General features: G+C 64.1%; 10 protein-coding genes. 4 read left to right on the forward strand and 6 right to left on the reverse strand.

Annotation, left to right across the window (positions count from 1 at the left end):
* The first annotated feature begins 405 nt into the window (after positions 1-405).
* Positions 406-633: a hypothetical protein gene (locus AC4EEO_RS00175; protein ID WP_491339588.1), complete on the forward strand. Its 228-nt coding sequence runs from the start codon at positions 406-408 to the stop codon at positions 631-633.
* Positions 634-839: 206 nt separating this feature from the next.
* A complete protein-coding gene (locus AC4EEO_RS00180) occupies positions 840-1790 on the forward strand; it encodes a DUF6602 domain-containing protein (protein WP_491339589.1) in 951 nt (316 codons plus the stop codon).
* A 2-nt stretch (positions 1791-1792) separates the two neighbouring features.
* On the opposite strand, the gene AC4EEO_RS00185 is transcribed toward AC4EEO_RS00180, so the two are convergent.
* Positions 1793-2053 (reverse strand): hypothetical protein, encoded by a 261-nt coding sequence (locus tag AC4EEO_RS00185; protein WP_491339590.1) that lies wholly within the window; start codon positions 2051-2053, stop codon positions 1793-1795.
* A 251-nt stretch (positions 2054-2304) separates the two neighbouring features.
* A complete protein-coding gene (locus AC4EEO_RS00190) occupies positions 2305-3426 on the reverse strand; it encodes an ImmA/IrrE family metallo-endopeptidase (protein WP_491339591.1) in 1122 nt (373 codons plus the stop codon).
* A 287-nt stretch (positions 3427-3713) separates the two neighbouring features.
* Here AC4EEO_RS00190 and AC4EEO_RS00195 point away from each other — a divergent pair, with 287 nt between their 5' ends.
* Complete coding sequence (locus tag AC4EEO_RS00195) at positions 3714-4562, forward strand: hypothetical protein (protein ID WP_491339592.1); 849 nt, start codon at positions 3714-3716, stop codon at positions 4560-4562.
* Between the two features lie 298 nt (positions 4563-4860).
* On the opposite strand, the gene AC4EEO_RS00200 is transcribed toward AC4EEO_RS00195, so the two are convergent.
* Positions 4861-6984 carry a KAP family NTPase gene (locus AC4EEO_RS00200; protein WP_491339593.1) on the reverse strand — a complete coding sequence of 708 codons (2124 nt, stop codon included), beginning with the start codon at positions 6982-6984 and terminating at the stop codon, positions 4861-4863.
* A 351-nt stretch (positions 6985-7335) separates the two neighbouring features.
* Here AC4EEO_RS00200 and metH point away from each other — a divergent pair, with 351 nt between their 5' ends.
* A complete protein-coding gene (gene metH, locus AC4EEO_RS00205; protein WP_491340374.1) occupies positions 7336-10920 on the forward strand; it encodes a methionine synthase in 3585 nt (1194 codons plus the stop codon).
* 48 nt (positions 10921-10968) lie between these two features.
* Here metH and AC4EEO_RS00210 read toward each other — a convergent pair whose 3' ends face one another.
* The 3 genes from AC4EEO_RS00210 to AC4EEO_RS00220 form a co-directional block, all read right to left on the reverse strand.
* Complete coding sequence (locus AC4EEO_RS00210; protein WP_491339594.1) at positions 10969-12588, reverse strand: ABC-F family ATP-binding cassette domain-containing protein; 1620 nt, start codon at positions 12586-12588, stop codon at positions 10969-10971.
* A gap of 363 nt (positions 12589-12951) precedes the next feature.
* Complete coding sequence (locus AC4EEO_RS00215; protein ID WP_491339595.1) at positions 12952-15795, reverse strand: ATP-binding cassette domain-containing protein; 2844 nt, start codon at positions 15793-15795, stop codon at positions 12952-12954.
* Positions 15792-16349, reverse strand: a complete 558-nt coding sequence (locus AC4EEO_RS00220; protein WP_491339596.1) for a hypothetical protein — start codon at positions 16347-16349, stop codon at positions 15792-15794. Before AC4EEO_RS00220 ends, AC4EEO_RS00215 begins: the two co-directional genes overlap by 4 nt.
* Between the last annotated feature and the right edge of the window lie 69 nt (positions 16350-16418).

The raw sequence follows: 16418 nt of genomic DNA on the forward strand, positions 1-16418 counted from the left end.
GCGACAGGAGAACTGAAGCCCCTAGGAAGCAGAACGCATGCTCGCGCGGGTGGTCGAGAACATCCACCGTTCCGCGGTGACCGAGGCAGGCGGGGTCGAGGCCGACTACCGACTCTCCCTGATCGCAGTGTCAGCGGCACAGATCGCCAAGAAAGCCAAGTCCACCACCGCCGGGGACGCCGCCCCTGCGCCCGGGCTGCACTATGGAAAAAGCCCTGCTTCTGGCCGAGTTCTTTCTTATGTGGACACTGCGGCGACCGAGGAACTTGAATTAGTCCTCGCCGACGAACCCGACATGCTCATGCGCGTCACCCAGCGCCTACGGGACAAGCGGGACATCGCCGCCCGCGCCGAGCTCATCGCAGAACCCGAAGTGCAGAACTGGAAGTCCAGGGAAAGGAGATCGTGGAGGACGCCAGATACTACGCCGACGAAGAAGCCCTGTACGTCTCGGGCGCGAACCGGGCCGACGGCGAACCCGCCACCGAAGACGACGCCAACGCCTACGTCATCCAGCGCAACTGGCAAGGCCACCACTCCGCCAAACCAGTGATTAACAGGTGGAAGAAACTTGGGTTCACCCCCACCGCGAACGCTACGACGGTGTCAGCCAAGCACAGTCCGGCCCGATGACCGATGAATAGAAAGCAGAGCGGAAGACCCTGATCGCCAACAACACGGCCATGGAATCCGCCGGTGTCGTCCGCAGCGAGTTCGTGAAAAGCCTGCTGGTCAGCAAGCAGGCACCCAAAGGCTGGCAGTAACGGTACTCTCGCCGGAAGCAATGCCGCCTCGTCGAGATCTGCCTATTGTCATCTGCGAGGGCGAGCGGGAACCTGGTGTTCTCCATCAATGCAATGCTTGAGTCAGAGCTATTGAACAATAGAACGCGTACGCCGAGGCAGGAAGTCACCTATATGCAGGGAATTATTGAGGAGTATTGGTCAGGGGTCACGCGGCGTCTGCAGATTGAGATCAACGTATTGAACTCTCTAGTTGAGCACAACGGAGAGAAGGGGCGCGCGAACGAGATTTCGCTGGCTCAGCTGCTCACCAGCCTGTTGCCCTCTTCCCTTGGCGTTGGAACCGGCATAATTTTTGATCGCGCCGGGCAACGTTCAGCGCAGACCGACATCATTCTCTTTGACGAAGCAAAGCAGCCTCAGCTTCTCGCACAGACCAGCCAGCTGCTATTTCCGGTCGAGACTGCCGTTATGGCGATCGAGGTCAAGACGACCGTGGATATTGAAGCAATTAATGACTTCAAGAGTAAGAAGGCGAGGCTAAATGCACTTCAAGATTCACGAGCGGATACGGCTCAGCCTATGTTTGTACTGTTTGGATTCAGCGTCAAGGGTGCGACAGCATCCATTGTCGAAGCCATCGCCAATCTTCCAGAAGCGGAGCGCCCTGATCTGACATGCATCATTTCCCCCGGACTGGTGGGTAGCGCAACCTCAACCGTCCCCTACGTTCCTGAGTTGGTCCCACTTCATAAATCGGACCCCAATAGCAAACAAAAGCTATCCAAGCAATGGCAGGAGTTGCCAGCGCGAACTCCCGGGGGACCCCAGGTGGAGATGTCCCAAGTCATCGATCAAGTCGTTTACCCTGCAACTGCCTTGCGAGCTTATGGGCGGCAGTACCTACTAGGGGACCCTGCACGCGCACTGCTCCTGTTTTGCGAACTGCTCCTTGCTGACCTTGCGGGGCGAGGAATAACCGACGAAACCTGGCTTGCAAACTATCTACCGGATACCACTAAAGAGACCCAGGTATTCAGCTTTTAGGCTTAGGCAGCCAGATGTTGAGCCAGTCCTTCAGCGATCATGTAGTCCTCCAAATTCATGACCGATATGCCGAATTTCGGGGCTACGATTGCTAGCGTTTCCCGATCGGGCAGGCTGACCGGCTCCTCGGAAATAATTGTCGCGGTATGCCCTTGATCCTGCAGGGCGAGGGCCAGGGCGAGGACGTCAACCGGCGTTGCGTCGACGTCTTTGCGTACCTTCGGATCTTGCTCATCCGGCATTATTTCTGGATGGTTGGCCATGACGAGCCCGATCGCAGAGTCTGGAGCCTCGTGCTCTTGCCGATGTCCACTGCAGGCGTGTGCCCACATGTACCCGGTCCCCTTGGGGTCAAAGTAGTGGCAATGTTTCACGACCCGATCTGGGAACGTGAGGACGGCTGACTGCACGTTTGTGGTCATCGTAATTAGGCAGGCCCGTACATCCCTTTCCGACGCACAGCGGGATTCGAGGGCTACCAGGGCGTAAGCGTCCACTACGCAAACGTCCATCCCTACGCCCCGCTCTTGAGGACATTAGCGAGCTCTCGAAGCTGGGGACCGTCAGCCCGCAGGTACCTTGCTGCGTCTAGAACACTCAGGCGGCCATGTTCCATCGCGTCGATGAGAAGCCGCGGATAGGTTGCACCGAACTCGGCTTGTCTCTTAACTGGGACGGTTTGTCTGACTGTAGAGAATGCAGATTTCTTCTCCAGAAACTCACCACGCGTCTGTTCGACGAGGTCAACGAGGTGCTGAGTTGCTAGGCCCAAGGATTTCAGCCTGATAGCCACCGCTGCCCAACTCGCGCCGTAGCGGTTGGAAATTAGGCGTACCGCCTCCAAGTTTCCGTCTAGCGAGGTGAATTTCTTAGTCTGAAGGTACGCCCTCAGATGACTCTCTGGCATAAGGACGGCAGCAGCGAATCGGTTACACCACGCTTCCACCCCGCCTTCGTTGTCATGGCAGACCGTTTCCTCATCTCGAATCAGATGAGCCACCTCATGGAGCAGGGTGAAAGTACGTAGCGTCGGGAGTTCATATGCGGCGTTGATATAGATCAGCGACACCCGGCCGTGAGGCAGCGAGAAACCCCGGAAGTTGTTTGATCCCGCGTTTCTAAGCAGAACGACAATGCCCAGATTCTCGATTTGCCGGCGAAATTCCCGGAATACTGCGGACTTGCTGGATGCGACAACTTGATCGGAAATCGAGTACTGAAGTGACTCCCGGAAATCACGAGCGGTGCTCTCAGGAGAGCTATGGCGCGGGGTAAGACGCGCGTGAATATTGCTTTCCTGCGCTGCCCAGTCGGCGACCTTCTGGACGGACCGAGCATGGCGAAGTTCCTTCAGCTCCTCGACGGGCCGAACTGCCTGTTTTTCGATGGACTTACGAAACTTTGCGACGACTGGGACTGTCTCAGGCGGCTTTGCTCGAAAGAAGAAGTAGGGATTGCGACCCAGTAGTTTTGCGATCTTGTCCAGATCGCCCTTGTGGGGCTTCTTGGTTCCTTTCAGCCAGGTCTCTACGACCTCGGAGGATTTCCTGGTGGCGTCCGCCAATGTTTCAGCGTCATAACCGGCGTCGTTAACGGCCCAGCGCAGGACTTCTGGATTGACGGACTTCACTTCCATAGCAGGAAGTCTATGGGAAGAGGTCTGGTGGTCCCTTTATCTGCTGCCGAGGATTCGGCAGGGACAAGTGATCCCAGCCCGGGCACGAGGCTCAAAAGCGACCCTTTCTGCCCCTGTCGACTCCGGTGACGCCAATTGGGTCCTTATGTCCGAGTATGCGGGAGATGGCCGTAATTTCGATTCACTCCGTCGTCGGGATCCTGTCACACAGAGGAATAGGACCGGTCCCCGCAGCCTAGGTAGCGCCGACCATCCCTAAACACGGGATGCCGGCCGTACCCTTAGGCATGGCACGAGTACGAACTGCCCGGAAGCGTCTCAGCCACCGAATCGAAGGTCGCTACGACCCACGCAAAGGCGCCCAAGGGTACGCGCCCATCGTGGCCACGTTCGGAGCTCTCGCCGTCACTGCAATCGTTGTCGTGTTCAACATCCCCGACCACAAAATCAGCGACGAAAATCTCACCCTCGCAACAGGTCTCCTCGTCATCGGAGTGTTCGCCAGTTTCCTCGGATCCTTCGGCCTCGCCGCAGTAGCAGCCGAAGACGACCCCACCGCCAACCTCGCCGCAACCGTCATGTTCATGGCCATCCCAGTAGCCCTGGCATTCGTGGCAATCCTCGGCGCATTTGAAGTGCTCGCCGCGACCTTCGTCCATCGGCCAGCCGCGACCACATTGTTTTCGATCATCACCGCCTTAGGCGGAGCCACTGCCGTCACCTTCACCGGGTTCGTCGTCGGAGACAGCTATGCCCTGCACCCCACGACCATGCGCAAAGGCGAACTCTCAAGGTGGCGGCGCATGCAATGGATCCGAAGGCAGCAACAGGCGCATGGGCAAAGTACCGTCATCATCACCGTGGGAGCAGTGCCCATGATCGTAGCCGTGGTCCTCAGGATCGTCCAAGTCCAACTCGATACCGGTCTGGTCGGGATTAGCCTCCTCATCTACGGCGGCATCATCATCGCGGCCATAGCTACAGCGAGGGCACTCGTCCGAGCCAGGCATCCGATCGACAGCAACAACCAGATCGGCCTCAAACGCTGGGAAGCGTGGGTCAGCACCATGACCATCAGCGGGTACACCCTTTGGCTGGTACTCGTCCTTCCAAACGGCCCCGGCGTACTCAACTAAGGGGGACAGGCGCGCTGCTACCCGTGAAGCACGACTGGGATTGAGACTCAGCGTCAAAACGACCATTTCTGCGGCTGACTCTGGGATGCGATGATGAAGAGGTCGGCCGGGCCACAGTTTTTCAGCTGTTTGGAGACGCATCCCGGACAGGTCCATAACGATCTTTTATGACCTGCACTAGGTAAGCCTGTAAAAGGGTCGGTGGCTGTTGGCCGCAGGTTGTTCCTTCTGATGACGCTAAACGGCAGCCTGTGAGTCGGCAATTAGACGGCACCGGGTGCGGGCAAAGTTTGAAACGCTATTCTCGGTTCGATTCCATGGACTCGCCCGTATCGAAAATGCCGGAAGGGGGCCGGCTGACACGACCGGCAGCATACTTTCGTCGGTTCGCCCAGCTCAGGTCTCGGATATTGACTTCTTGCACGGGTTCCTCATACCACGGGTCATTCGTGGGCGGCGCGAGTTGATTGAACGTTTCTTGGTCGAAGTCAGGCGACAACTTCCAGTCGGGTTTGGTGCCGCTAATGGTTTGAGCGGACACGAGCCTAGATGCCAAGATCGAGAGGTCTACAGCCTTCGATTCAAGGAGTTTGTGGACAGCAGTCCGAAGCTGTTCTGCACGATGGGAGAGAACGAAGTGGACTTGGTATCCGATACCAGAACTAGTCGCAGCGTCGTCACCTTGCTTGAGGTGCTCCAGGAAGTCGGCAGTTGAGTCATCAACCAGCATCGCTGTCACTTCGTCGTACCAAGACGGTTTCCCAGACCGATACGCATGATCGATGCTGTATGCCAGCCTCCTCCATGCCCGTATGCGAAGAGCTGGACGGTCGAACGTCCACATCACGGTTCGAAGCTTTTCCGCAGGCGTTTCTTTAGCAAGTCCTATGAGTACGTCACCAATCCAGGAGAGAAGCTGATCCTGCTCGGTGAACGGCGCGCTGTCGTCCTCCGGGAAATCGTTGGCAATCCCGGCAAGAACTGTAGCCAACTGGATGCGCCCCTCGTCCATGGTCGGCTGGCTCGCCGGGTTGAGGCATTTGCTTAAAACCAGGTTCCGCAATTCATCCTGCGTTCCGGTAAGGAGATCCCTTAAGGACGCTGCAGCCCCGTCTGTGGCCGCCTTCACCGCGGCATGTACGGTTGCGTCGCTGACGTCATGATCGAGGATCCCCATCGCGAAGTACCGGTCGAAGTATTCCTCGTGTTGCACACTTTGGTGCCGGTGACTTCCATGAACCGAGATCTGGCCCTTTTTGGCGACCTTAGGGAACAGCGAAACCAACAGGTCCCTGGCAGCGAGGCGGAGCGCTTGAGGGACGACCTCGAACAGTTGCCCGATGTCGAACGGCTCGTATTCTATTGACCCGGCATCGACTTTCCATTCACCGGTGTGACCGGAGATGAGTTGGCTGCGGTACCGCGGTATTGAATTGAACAAGGACGGGAAGCTGACGCGAATTAGGGTCAGCAGTTGGACGTCCTCGTCATCGACCTCGTCGGAAGGTAGGAGCGGAATATGATGTTGCAGCTGGGCGATGTAACGGTCAATGGCTCGAGGAGTCGTAAGTAGGCTCGTGAAACAGTCAATCAGGTTGCTGAGACGCTGGCTTGCTGAACCATCGTCGACAGTTTGCCGAGAGATGCGCGCTAGCCCGCTTCTCAAGCGTGAAATCTGCTGGTGCCGCAACAAGGGAGGTACGAAGAGCGGGTACTGAACGATCTTTTCCATGAACCGCTCCGCCGAACCGTCGTGTGGATTGACGGTACTCGACACGGTCATGCTCCGATAGAGGGTCTCGTCGTCGTAAGCGAGGAGGTACTGAACACCGTCGAACCTGCCTAACAACCGAACTACCTTCAGGAGCGCAAGCAATTCGTCTCCATGAAGCCGATCGATATCATCGACGACAATGAGAATGGGCTGTTTCAGCTCCTTCAGTTCCCTTGATGCCTTGTTGAACGCCGCTTGCCACGAAGGCGACTTTGCCAGAGCACCAGCTGCAAGCTTGACTCCTTCGGCAGCGACGTCCCCAGCGATTGGAATGAGCTTCGCAGCCGGGGCAGCTACTGACGCGGTCATCGCGAGTGCCCGCCGTACTTGCTTGCCCTTGCTCTTCGGAAGCACCTCAGCAAGGGATGAGTAAAACTCACTTAGCAGCCCGGGAACATCGCTAGTCGCCCACGGGGTGAACCTAGCCACACCCCACTCTGGGTGCTCCTTCTGCAACTCTTCCACGATCATATTGACCAGTGATGTCTTGCCGCTACCCCAAGGTCCAGTGAGCCCAAAGACTGCACTTGATTCGAACGAGTGAGTCGCCTGGATAAGTTCTGCCGCCCGTTGTGCATACGGTAGGCGCCCAAGAGCGTCTTGTTTCCCCGCGCTGAGAGCTTCATCAGTCCAAACGGTGTTCATCATGTGTCAATCATCCCTTGCCATCGGATGAGAATTTCCCTAAACCCTTCAGGGCTAACTCAATAACGACCCTTTGTGCCAGCGCCGACGGTCAAGCGAGAAACCCTGCCAAAAGGCCCGATTTTCCTTGCATCGTTGGGTCAGAACTCGACTGCAAAACTACTGGAGCGAACGTGGCCAAAACTTGGCGAGGGAGGGTTTTGAATTGAGGAGGCGGAATGTGCGGGGCCCACCTCCGCCGTAGCATCCGGACACACAGCGCAACGTTGGCGCCCCCACACGTAACCTGATTAAACGCCTCGTTTCGCACTGGACATCGAGTCCGTCCCCCGCCCCGCCCGTTCCCAGGAACTCCTGGACGCAGTGAACCACCGGGTGGTCATTGCCGACGGCGCCATGGGCACCATGCTCCAGGGCCGGGACCTCCAGCTCGACACGGACTTCCAGAACCTCGAGGGCTGCAACGAGATCCTCAACGACACCCGCCCGGACGTCATCGCGGATATCCATGACGCCTACTTCGCCACCGGCATCGACGCCGTCGAGACCAACACCTTCGGCGCCAACTGGTCCAACCTCTCCGACTACGGCATCGATGACCGCATCGAAGAGCTGGCAAGAAAAGGCGCCAGCATCGCCCGCGAACGCGCCGAAGCCGCGGAAGAAACAGACGGCCGCATGCGCTGGGTCCTCGGCTCCATGGGCCCCGGCACCAAGCTCCCCAGCTTGGGCCACACCAGCTACAACTACCTCAAGCAGACCTTCGCCCTCCAGGCCGAGGGCCTCATCGACGGCGGCGCGGACGCGTTCCTCATCGAAACCAGCCAGGACCTCCTGCAGACCAAGGCTGCCGTCAACGGTTGCAAACAGGCCATCGTCTCCAAGGGAATCCGCCTCCCCATCTTCGTCGAGGTGACGGTCGAAACCACCGGAACCATGCTCATGGGCTCCGAAATCGGTGCCGCGCTCACCGCCCTCGAACCGCTCGGCGTCGACGCCATTGGCCTGAACTGCGCCACCGGCCCCGACGAGATGAGCGAACACCTCCGCCACCTCTCCAAGCAGTCCTCCGTCGCCATCGCCTGCATGCCCAACGCCGGCCTGCCCATCCTCGGCGCCAACGGCGCGCACTACCCGCTCACCCCCACCGAACTCGCCACCGCGCACGAACAATTCGTGCGCGAATTCGGCCTGGGCCTGGTAGGCGGCTGCTGCGGTACGACGCCGGAGCACATGGCCGCCGTCGTCGAACGCCTTGCCCCCTTCCGCGCCAAAGCCGTGGACGCCAAGGCAAGCAACGCACCGGCGCGAATCCCCACCGAGCGCGAGGCCGGCGTCGCCTCCCTCTACCAGCACGTGAACTTCGACCAGGAATCCGCCTACCTGGCCATCGGCGAACGCACCAACGCCAACGGCTCCAAGGCCTTCCGCCAAGCCATGCTTGAAGAACGCTGGGACGATTGCGTGGACATCGCCCGCGAACAGATCCGCGTCGGCGCCCACCTGCTGGACGTCTGCGTGGACTACGTGGGCCGCGACGGCGTCGCCGACATCAAAGAGGTCGTCTCCCGCTTCGCCTCCGCCTCCACCCTCCCGCTGGTCATCGACTCCACCGAACCGCCAGTCCTGCAGGCAGGCCTGGAACTCATCGGCGGCCGCCCGGTGGTCAACTCCGTCAACTACGAGGACGGCGACGGCCCCAACAGCCGCTTCGCCCGCATCATGCCGCTGGTGAAGGAACACGGCACCGCCGTCATCGCCCTGACCATCAACGAAGAGGGCCAGGCCCGCACCACCGAGGGCAAGGTGGCCATCGCCTCCCGCCTGGTGGACGCCCTGGTGGGCGAATGGGGCATGCGGGTGGAGGACATCATCGTCGACTGCCTCACCTTCCCCGTGGCCACCGGCCAGGAGGAAACCCGCCGCGACGGCATCGAAACCATCGAGGCCATCCGCCAGATCACCGCCAAATACCCCGGCATCAACACCACGCTCGGCGTCTCCAACGTCTCCTTCGGCCTCAACCCGGCCGCCCGCATGGTCCTGAACTCCGTGTTCCTGCACGAAGCCGTCCAGGCCGGCCTGACCAGCGGCATCATCGACGCCGCCAAAATCGTCCCGCTCGCCTCCCTCCCGGAAGAGCAACGCAAGGTGGCCCTGGACCTCGTCTACGACCGCCGCGAATACGACGCCGACGGCAACACCACCTACGACCCCCTCGCCAGCATGCTGGACCTCTTCGCCGGCGTCGACACCGCAGCGCTCAAGGACCAGCGCGCCGCCGAACTCGCCGCCCTGCCCACCGGCGCCCGCCTGGAACGGCGCATCATCGACGGCGAAGGCAAGGGCCTGGAAGAGGACCTGGACCTGGCCCGCAGCGAAGGCATGACCCCGCTCGGCATCATCAACGACCACCTGCTTGAGGGCATGAAAGTGGTGGGCGAACGCTTCGGTGCCGGCGAAATGCAGCTGCCGTTCGTGCTGCAGTCCGCCGAGGTCATGAAGAACGCCGTGGCGCTCCTTGAGCCGCACATGGAAAAAGCCGACTCCTCCGGCAAGGGCACCATGGTGATCGCGACCGTCCGCGGGGACGTGCACGACATCGGCAAGAACCTGGTGGACATCATCCTCACCAACAATGGCTACAAGGTAGTCAACATCGGCATCAAGCAGGGCATCGCCGAGATCATCGCCGCCGCGGAGGAACACGACGCCGACGTGATCGGCATGTCAGGGCTGCTGGTGAAATCCACCGTGGTGATGAAGGAAAACCTCGCCGAACTGCAGACCCGCGGCCTGGCCAAGAAGTGGCCGGTCATCCTGGGCGGCGCAGCCTTGACCCGCGCCTACGTGGAGCAGGACCTGGCCGAACAGTTCGAGGGCACCGTCAGGTACGCCAAGGACGCCTTCGAGGGCCTTGCCCTCATGGAACCGCTGGTCCGCGTGGCCCGCGGCGAGGACCCGGACTCCGTGGGCCTGCCGCCGCTGAAGAAGCGCATCCACAAGGGCGGCCCGAAGTTCACCATCACCGAGCCCGAGGCCATGCCCGGCCGGTCCGACGTCGCCACCGACAACCCCGTCCCCGCGCCGCCGTTCTGGGGCACCCGGATTGTCCGCGGCGTCTCGCTGCACGACTACTCCGCCTTCCTCGACGAGCGCGCCACCTTCATGGGGCAGTGGGGCCTCAAGCCCGGCCGCGGCGAGGACGGCGCCTCCTACGAGGAACTGGTGGAACGCGAAGGCCGGCCGCGACTGCGCTACTGGCTGGACCGCATCCTGGGCGAGGGCATGCTGGACGCCTCGGTAGCCTATGGCTACTTCCCCGTGGTCTCCGAAGGCGAACAGGTGGTGGTGCTGCACCACGGCGAGGATCCCGACGGCGTCCTGGGCCAGGCGGGCCTGCTCGCCCCGGACGGTGGTTCAGGCGGTCCCATCGGCACCGACCGCCTGCGCTTCGATTTCCCGCGCCAGCGCCGCGACCGGCACCTGTGCCTGGCCGACTTCGTGAAGTCCCGCGAATCGGGACAGATCGACGTACTGCCCGTGCAGTTGGTCACCGCCGGCTCCAAGATCGAAGAGTTCACGTCCAAGATGTTCGCGGCCAACCAGTACCGCGACTACTACGAGCTCAACGGACTGGTCATGCAGCTGACCGAGGCGCTGGCCGAGTTCTGGCACGCCCGGATCCGCAAAGAGCTCGGCTTCGCGGCCGAGGAGCCCAAGGACACGGCAGGGTATTTCAAGCTCGACTACCGCGGCGCCCGGTTCTCGCTGGGCTACCCCGCTTGCCCGGACATGGAGGACCGCCGCAAGGTCACCGAGTTGTTGAAGCCCGAGCGTATGGGCGTGGTCCTGAGCGATGAGCTCATGCTGCACCCCGAACAGTCCACCGACGCGTTCGTGTTCCACCACCCGGAGGCCAAGTACTTCAAGGTGTGAGCCGGCGCCGGCCCGGCCGTCCGCGCCGGAAGCGGCGCCGGGCTCTTGTCATTCCGCGCCAGGCAGCGAGGCCAGCTCCGTCAACGACCCGTCAGGTCCCATGCCGAGGATGAGGTCCAGGTCCAGCCGGTCCAGGAAGGCGTCATCGTGGCTGACCACGATGACGGCGCCGCCGTAGGCCCCGAGCGACTCCACCAGCTGGTCAACGCTCCGGATGTCCAGGTTGTTGGTTGGCTCATCCAGGATCAGGACTTGAGGCGGCGGGTCGGCGAAAAGCAGCCGGGCCAGGGAAACCCTGAACCTCTCACCGCCGGAGAGTGTGTGTACCGGCCGATTCACGCTGTCGCCGCGGAGGAGGAACCGGGCCAGCTGGTTGCGGACATCACCCGCAGGCACGTCCGGCGCGGCGTCCTGCACGTTTTCGAGGGTTGTGGCCTTTTCCCGCAGCCCGTCGAGCCGTTGACGCAGGTAGCCGGCGCGGTCCGTCAGCAGGCTTCCACCGGCTTGGCCCTCCATGCACGGGACACCGCCCATCAAGCGTTCCAGCAGTGTGGTCTTGCCGGCGCCGTTGGGTCCGGTGATGGCCACCTTCTCCGGGCCCTGCACCACGAAGGAGCGGTTGGTGCCCCGAAGTTCCGCGATCCGCCGGCCGCGCGGAACGTCCGGGTCGGGAAGGTTCAGGGATATCCGGTCCTGGTCCCGCACCCTTGATACGGCGGCGTCCAGGGCCGCTTGCGCGGCCTGCACTTTGGCGTCCATGCCGGAACGCATTCGTCCGGCTGAGACCTGGGCATCGAAGGCCCGCTGGTTCATCAGGATCTTGGATCCCTTCTTATTGTCGTAGCTGGCCTGGCCCGTCCTGGCCCGTTGGGCGAGCTTCGATTCCGCCTCCTGCTTTTGCCGTTTTTCCTTCTTCACCAGTTGTTCAGCGGCACGGGTTGCCTGTGCGGCTGCGGCTTGCTGGCTGTCCAGGTACGCCTGCCACTCGCTGTAGGGGCCGCCGAACACCGTGAGCCCTCCCTCGTACAGTTCGGCCGTGCTGTCCATGAGTTCCAGCAGTGCCAGGTCGTGGCTGACCACCACCAGGCTGCCCGGCCAGTCAGCCAGCATCCCTCCGAGCGCCGAGCGTGCCCCGCGGTCCAGGTTGTTCGTCGGTTCATCCAGCAAGGTGATGGGGGTGCGCCGGATCCGGAGCCCGGAGATGGCGGCCAGCATGGCTTCCCCGCCGGACAGTTCGCCCACGCGCCGGTCCAGCCCGACACCGGTCAGGCCGATCCCCTCCAGCGCCTCGTCCGCACGGGCCTCGATGTCCCAGTCGTCGCCCAGCACATCGAAGTGCTCCACCGCCGCGTCGCCGGATTCGATAGCCCGCAGGGCACGGACTTTGTCCCTAATCCCGAGCAGCTCCATCAGGGTGGCATCGTCGTGCAGCGTCAGGGTCTGCGGAAGGTAGCCGACGTCGGCTCCCGTGCTGATACTGCCGGCCGTCGGTGTGAGGGTCCCGGCCACGAGTCGCAGCAGCGTTGACTTCCCGGAGCCATTGGTTCCTACGAGCCCGGTTTTCCCGGGCCCGAAGCTCCCGGAGATCCCGGACAACGCCGGCGAGCCGTCCGGCCACCGGAAATGCACGTCCGTGAGGACGATAGATGGATTTTTTGTTGCAGGCATGGTGCTCCCAAAACAGGGTGTTGGGCGGCTGGGCCGCGGTTCGCCAAGGTCAGGTCCGAAAAGGAGCGGGTCCTAAGGCGGACGGGACGTGGCGGTGGGCGGCCACGGCGGCCCGGGGAATGGGCAGGCGTATGCTGCGGGGCAGGAAATCAGTGCGGGGGAAAGAAAGCCGTGGATCGGCATCGGGCTCCGGGTGGTTTCAGCGGATGAAGCGCTGAACTTGCCGGCCCTTGGGGCATCAGGGAAGTGTCAGCGCGCGGACTGCGTCGCGAAACCTGAAATGCCCGTCAAAACATTGCCTAACACTGGGGAACAGAGGACAACAGTGTCACAAATTCGTTGGCTGGAGGCAACCTTCCTGCGTCACGGGGTGAGCTGGCGCCGGTCCCGCACCTGCGGTGACGGCACACTGGCGGCCCGGCCGTCCGCGCCGGAAGCGGCGCCGGCCACCGGCTTCACCCGGCGGAGCGAGGCCAGGACGGCGCGCCCCACCACGGCGATGCCGATGACCGTGGTGACGGCGCGCAGGGTGTCCCAGCCCGCCGTCGACGTCAGCAGTGAGTAGAGCAGGAAGCTGCCGAGGTTGGTGCCCAGCGGTGCGCCCGGAACATAGGAAATCCCGGTGCCGCTGCCCACGGCGAAGGGCCAGAACCACAGGTTGAGCAGCAGGCCGAACACATAGGACGCCACCACGCCGTACCCGGCAAGCATCCACAGCTCTGCCCTGCCGCGCACCCGGCGGGGGAGCAGCCCGGCTCCGGCACCCACCCAGGCGCAGGCGAACATCTGGAACGGTGTCCACGGCCCGATTCCGCCCCACAGCACGCTGGAGACGGCGATGGTGGCGGCGCCGAGGAGCAGGCCAAACCGCGGACCGAACGCCCGGCCCGCCAGGACCAGCAGGATGAACACGGCCTCCACGCCGCCGACGCCGGTACTCGCCACCCGGACCGCGGAACCTACCGCGGCGAGGACGCCGAGCAGCGCCACGGTGTGTGCCGAGCGGACCGAGCCGTCCAGGGCCACCACGACGGCGGCCGCCGCCAGGGGTGCGATGGCCAAGGCAGCGTACGGGGTGGCCGCAGCGGCATCCTGCGGCAGTGCCGCGGCCAGCAGCGGCCAGCAGAACGCCGCCAACGCCAGCAGGTTTGCTGCCGCCAGGACGGCCAGCTCGGCGGCGCGCGGCATTCGAGGGCGGCGGGCCGGCTTCGCGGCAGGCAGGTCAGGCCGGCGCCCGGCGGCCCGGGCCGAGGCCACGGGTAGTGCAGCGGGAACGGCAGCTTCTGTTGTCACGGCTGCCCCGGCTGTCACGGCGGCCGGCGCCACCCCGTCCCGCATCGGCAGGATCCGGGCCCCAAGCCGGTGCGCAAACTCGAGATCGTGGGTGGCGAACAGGACCGCGGCGCCGTCATCCGCGGCCGCCCGCAACGCCGCCGCCACCGCCGTCCGCGCCGCGGGATCCAGCCCGCGGGTGGGCTCGTCAATCAGGAGCACCTGCGGCCGGTCCATGGTCTGCAACGTCATGGCAAGGATCCTGCGCTCGCCGGCGGACAGGTCCCGGGGATGCTCATGCCCGATCGGCATGCTGGCGTTGCCCCGCAGGAGGGCCAGCCGGGACGCCGCAAAGCCGGGCTCCGCAGGCTGGCCCGGCTTTCCCCGCGCCAGGCGCCGCTCCGCCGCCCGCAACTCGCCGGCGACGGTGTCCCTGGTGAAGAGGTCGTCCGAGGCGTCCGGCACCAACGCCACCCGGCCGCCGTCGTCCGTCCTTGAACCGCTGGTCCCCTCACCGAGGGCCAGCGCCACCAGGAGGGAGGACTTCCCGGCACCGTTCGGGCCCACCAGCGCCACAATCTCGCCGGGATGCAGGGCCAGGGAAGCCTCCCGCACCACGGGCGTGCCGCCGCGGTGCACGGCCAGGTTTACGGCCGCCAGCACGGGCGCGGAGGCCGGCGGCGCCGTGGCTGGACCAACAAAGGGACGCAGGGGCGCGGGCGTTGGGGCCGTACCCGCCACCAGCACGCAGCCCTCAAGGGACCACCAGGAATCGGCGACGGTGACCAGCGCTTCCGCACGGTGCTCCGCCACGATCACGCACACCCCGGAGTGGTGCGCAAGGCTGCCGAGCACGGCGGTCACGCGGGCCCTGGCAGTGGAATCCAGGTCGGCCAGCGGCTCGTCCACCAGGAGCAGGACGGGATGGTCCACGACGGCGGCCGCGATGGCCACCAGCGTTGCCTCACCCGCCGAGAGGGTGCTGGGATCCCGATCCAGCAGCGCCGAAACCCCAACCCGCTCCGCCACCTCCAGCACCCGGGCTTTGGCGGCCGGCCGGCCCACGCCACGCAGCTCCAGGGCCAGGCCAATCTCGTCCCGGACCCGTGTACTGGCAAAGGCGGCGCGGGGATTCTGCAGGACCACGCCGATCAGGCGCGCGGTGTCCCGCGGCGGTACGGCAGCGCGGTCAAGGCCGGCCACCTGCACCGTGCCGGAGATGCCACCGCCGTCGACGTGGGAGAGCAACCCCGCGATGCCGCGCAGGACGGTGGACTTGCCGGACCCCGTGGGCCCGGTGATCACGGTGAGGGATCCGCCGGCGGGCGCGAACCCGGCCGCGTGCACCTGCGCCCCGCCCACCCGGAACAGCGCGTCCCGGACCACCAGCGGCGCGTCGCTTCCGGCGGCCGGTGGCGGTACGGGCCGGCCCGCGAAGCCGCGCAGCTCCAGGGCCGCCGCAACCCGGCCGGCATGTTCGAGGGTGCGCTCCAGGACGGGCACCAAGGCCCGCGGCCCAAAGCGTTCGCCACGCAACCGGAACGCCAGGCGCACCGAAGCCGCAGCGTCGGCGAGTGCCGGGAGCGCCGCCCACGCCACCACCAGCATCCGGGCCACGCCCTGCAGCGGGCCGCCCCGGGCCAGCCGGACGAATCCGCGGGACACATCCACCCACGCATTGAGCAGGCCGAAGCCCAGGATCAGCCCGGCAATGGGCAGCGCGGACAGGACCGCCGCCCACAGCCCCGGGGCGGTGACCGGGCCCAGGAACACCACGTGGGCGTACGGAGCCGGAAGCCGCAGCGGCGGCAGGGCCAGCAGGAGCGGCTCCCCGATACCCGCCCCGTTAAAGAGGACCCGGTAGAGGACCCGCGCCGCAATGAACACAGCAGCGAGAACCGCTGCTGCGCGCAACGGCGCGGGCCGGAAGGTCATGCCGCGGGTGCAGCCGGTTCGTTGTCCACGGTGTAGAGCAGTTCAAGGCTCTCGCCGGGGCTGAGCTTGAGGGTGTCCAGGCCTTCCTGCGCGTAGGCCCATGCGCCGGCGGCGGGCTTCACCCAGAGGGCCCAATAAGAGACCGCGTTTTTGTCATCGCACGCTTCGCGGGTGGTGCCGCCCTTGTGCTTGATGTCGAAGTCCGCAGCGGGCACGCCGTTGACGCGGCACGCGAAACTCGTGGGGTACTTGGCGGTGCCCCCGATCTTCACGTTGGCCTTGGCCAGCACGTCCGATGCCAGGGTGGGTCCGTCCGCGGGCACGCAGGCGGAGGTGTCGGCGGCGGACTGCTTCAGGGAGGCGGAATCCACCACGACCTTCACCCCGGTGCAGGGCCCGGCGGAGGCAGAGGCGCTGGCCGTTGCCGAGGTGGAAGCGGATGCGGAGGGAGCGGACTGGGTGGCGGCCGGCGTGGAGCAGGCGGCAAGGGTCAGCAGGAGGCCGGCGGCGGCGAGGGAGCTCGCGGCGGCGGTGCGGGTCTTAGTCAATGTCACCTGTCAAGGGTAGGGCGTGCCGGGCCGGGAACCGGAGGCGGTCGCCTTGTGTGACGCAACGTCTCGGCC

It is taken from the genome of Pseudarthrobacter sp. MOO13 (assembly GCF_058267655.1).

Bases quoted from the DNA above. Each gene is read 5' to 3' on its own strand.
- AC4EEO_RS00185 (WP_491339590.1), bottom strand. From the start codon at position 2,053: ATGGCCAACCATCCAGAAATAATGCCGGATGAGCAAGATCCGAAGGTA.
- AC4EEO_RS00190 (WP_491339591.1), bottom strand. From the start codon at position 3,426: ATGGAAGTGAAGTCCGTCAATCCAGAAGTCCTGCGCTGGGCCGTTAAC.
- AC4EEO_RS00195 (WP_491339592.1), top strand. From the start codon at position 3,714: ATGGCACGAGTACGAACTGCCCGGAAGCGTCTCAGCCACCGAATCGAA.
- AC4EEO_RS00200 (WP_491339593.1), bottom strand. From the start codon at position 6,984: ATGATGAACACCGTTTGGACTGATGAAGCTCTCAGCGCGGGGAAACAA.
- AC4EEO_RS00210 (WP_491339594.1), bottom strand. From the start codon at position 12,588: ATGCCTGCAACAAAAAATCCATCTATCGTCCTCACGGACGTGCATTTC.
- AC4EEO_RS00215 (WP_491339595.1), bottom strand. From the start codon at position 15,795: ATGACCTTCCGGCCCGCGCCGTTGCGCGCAGCAGCGGTTCTCGCTGCT.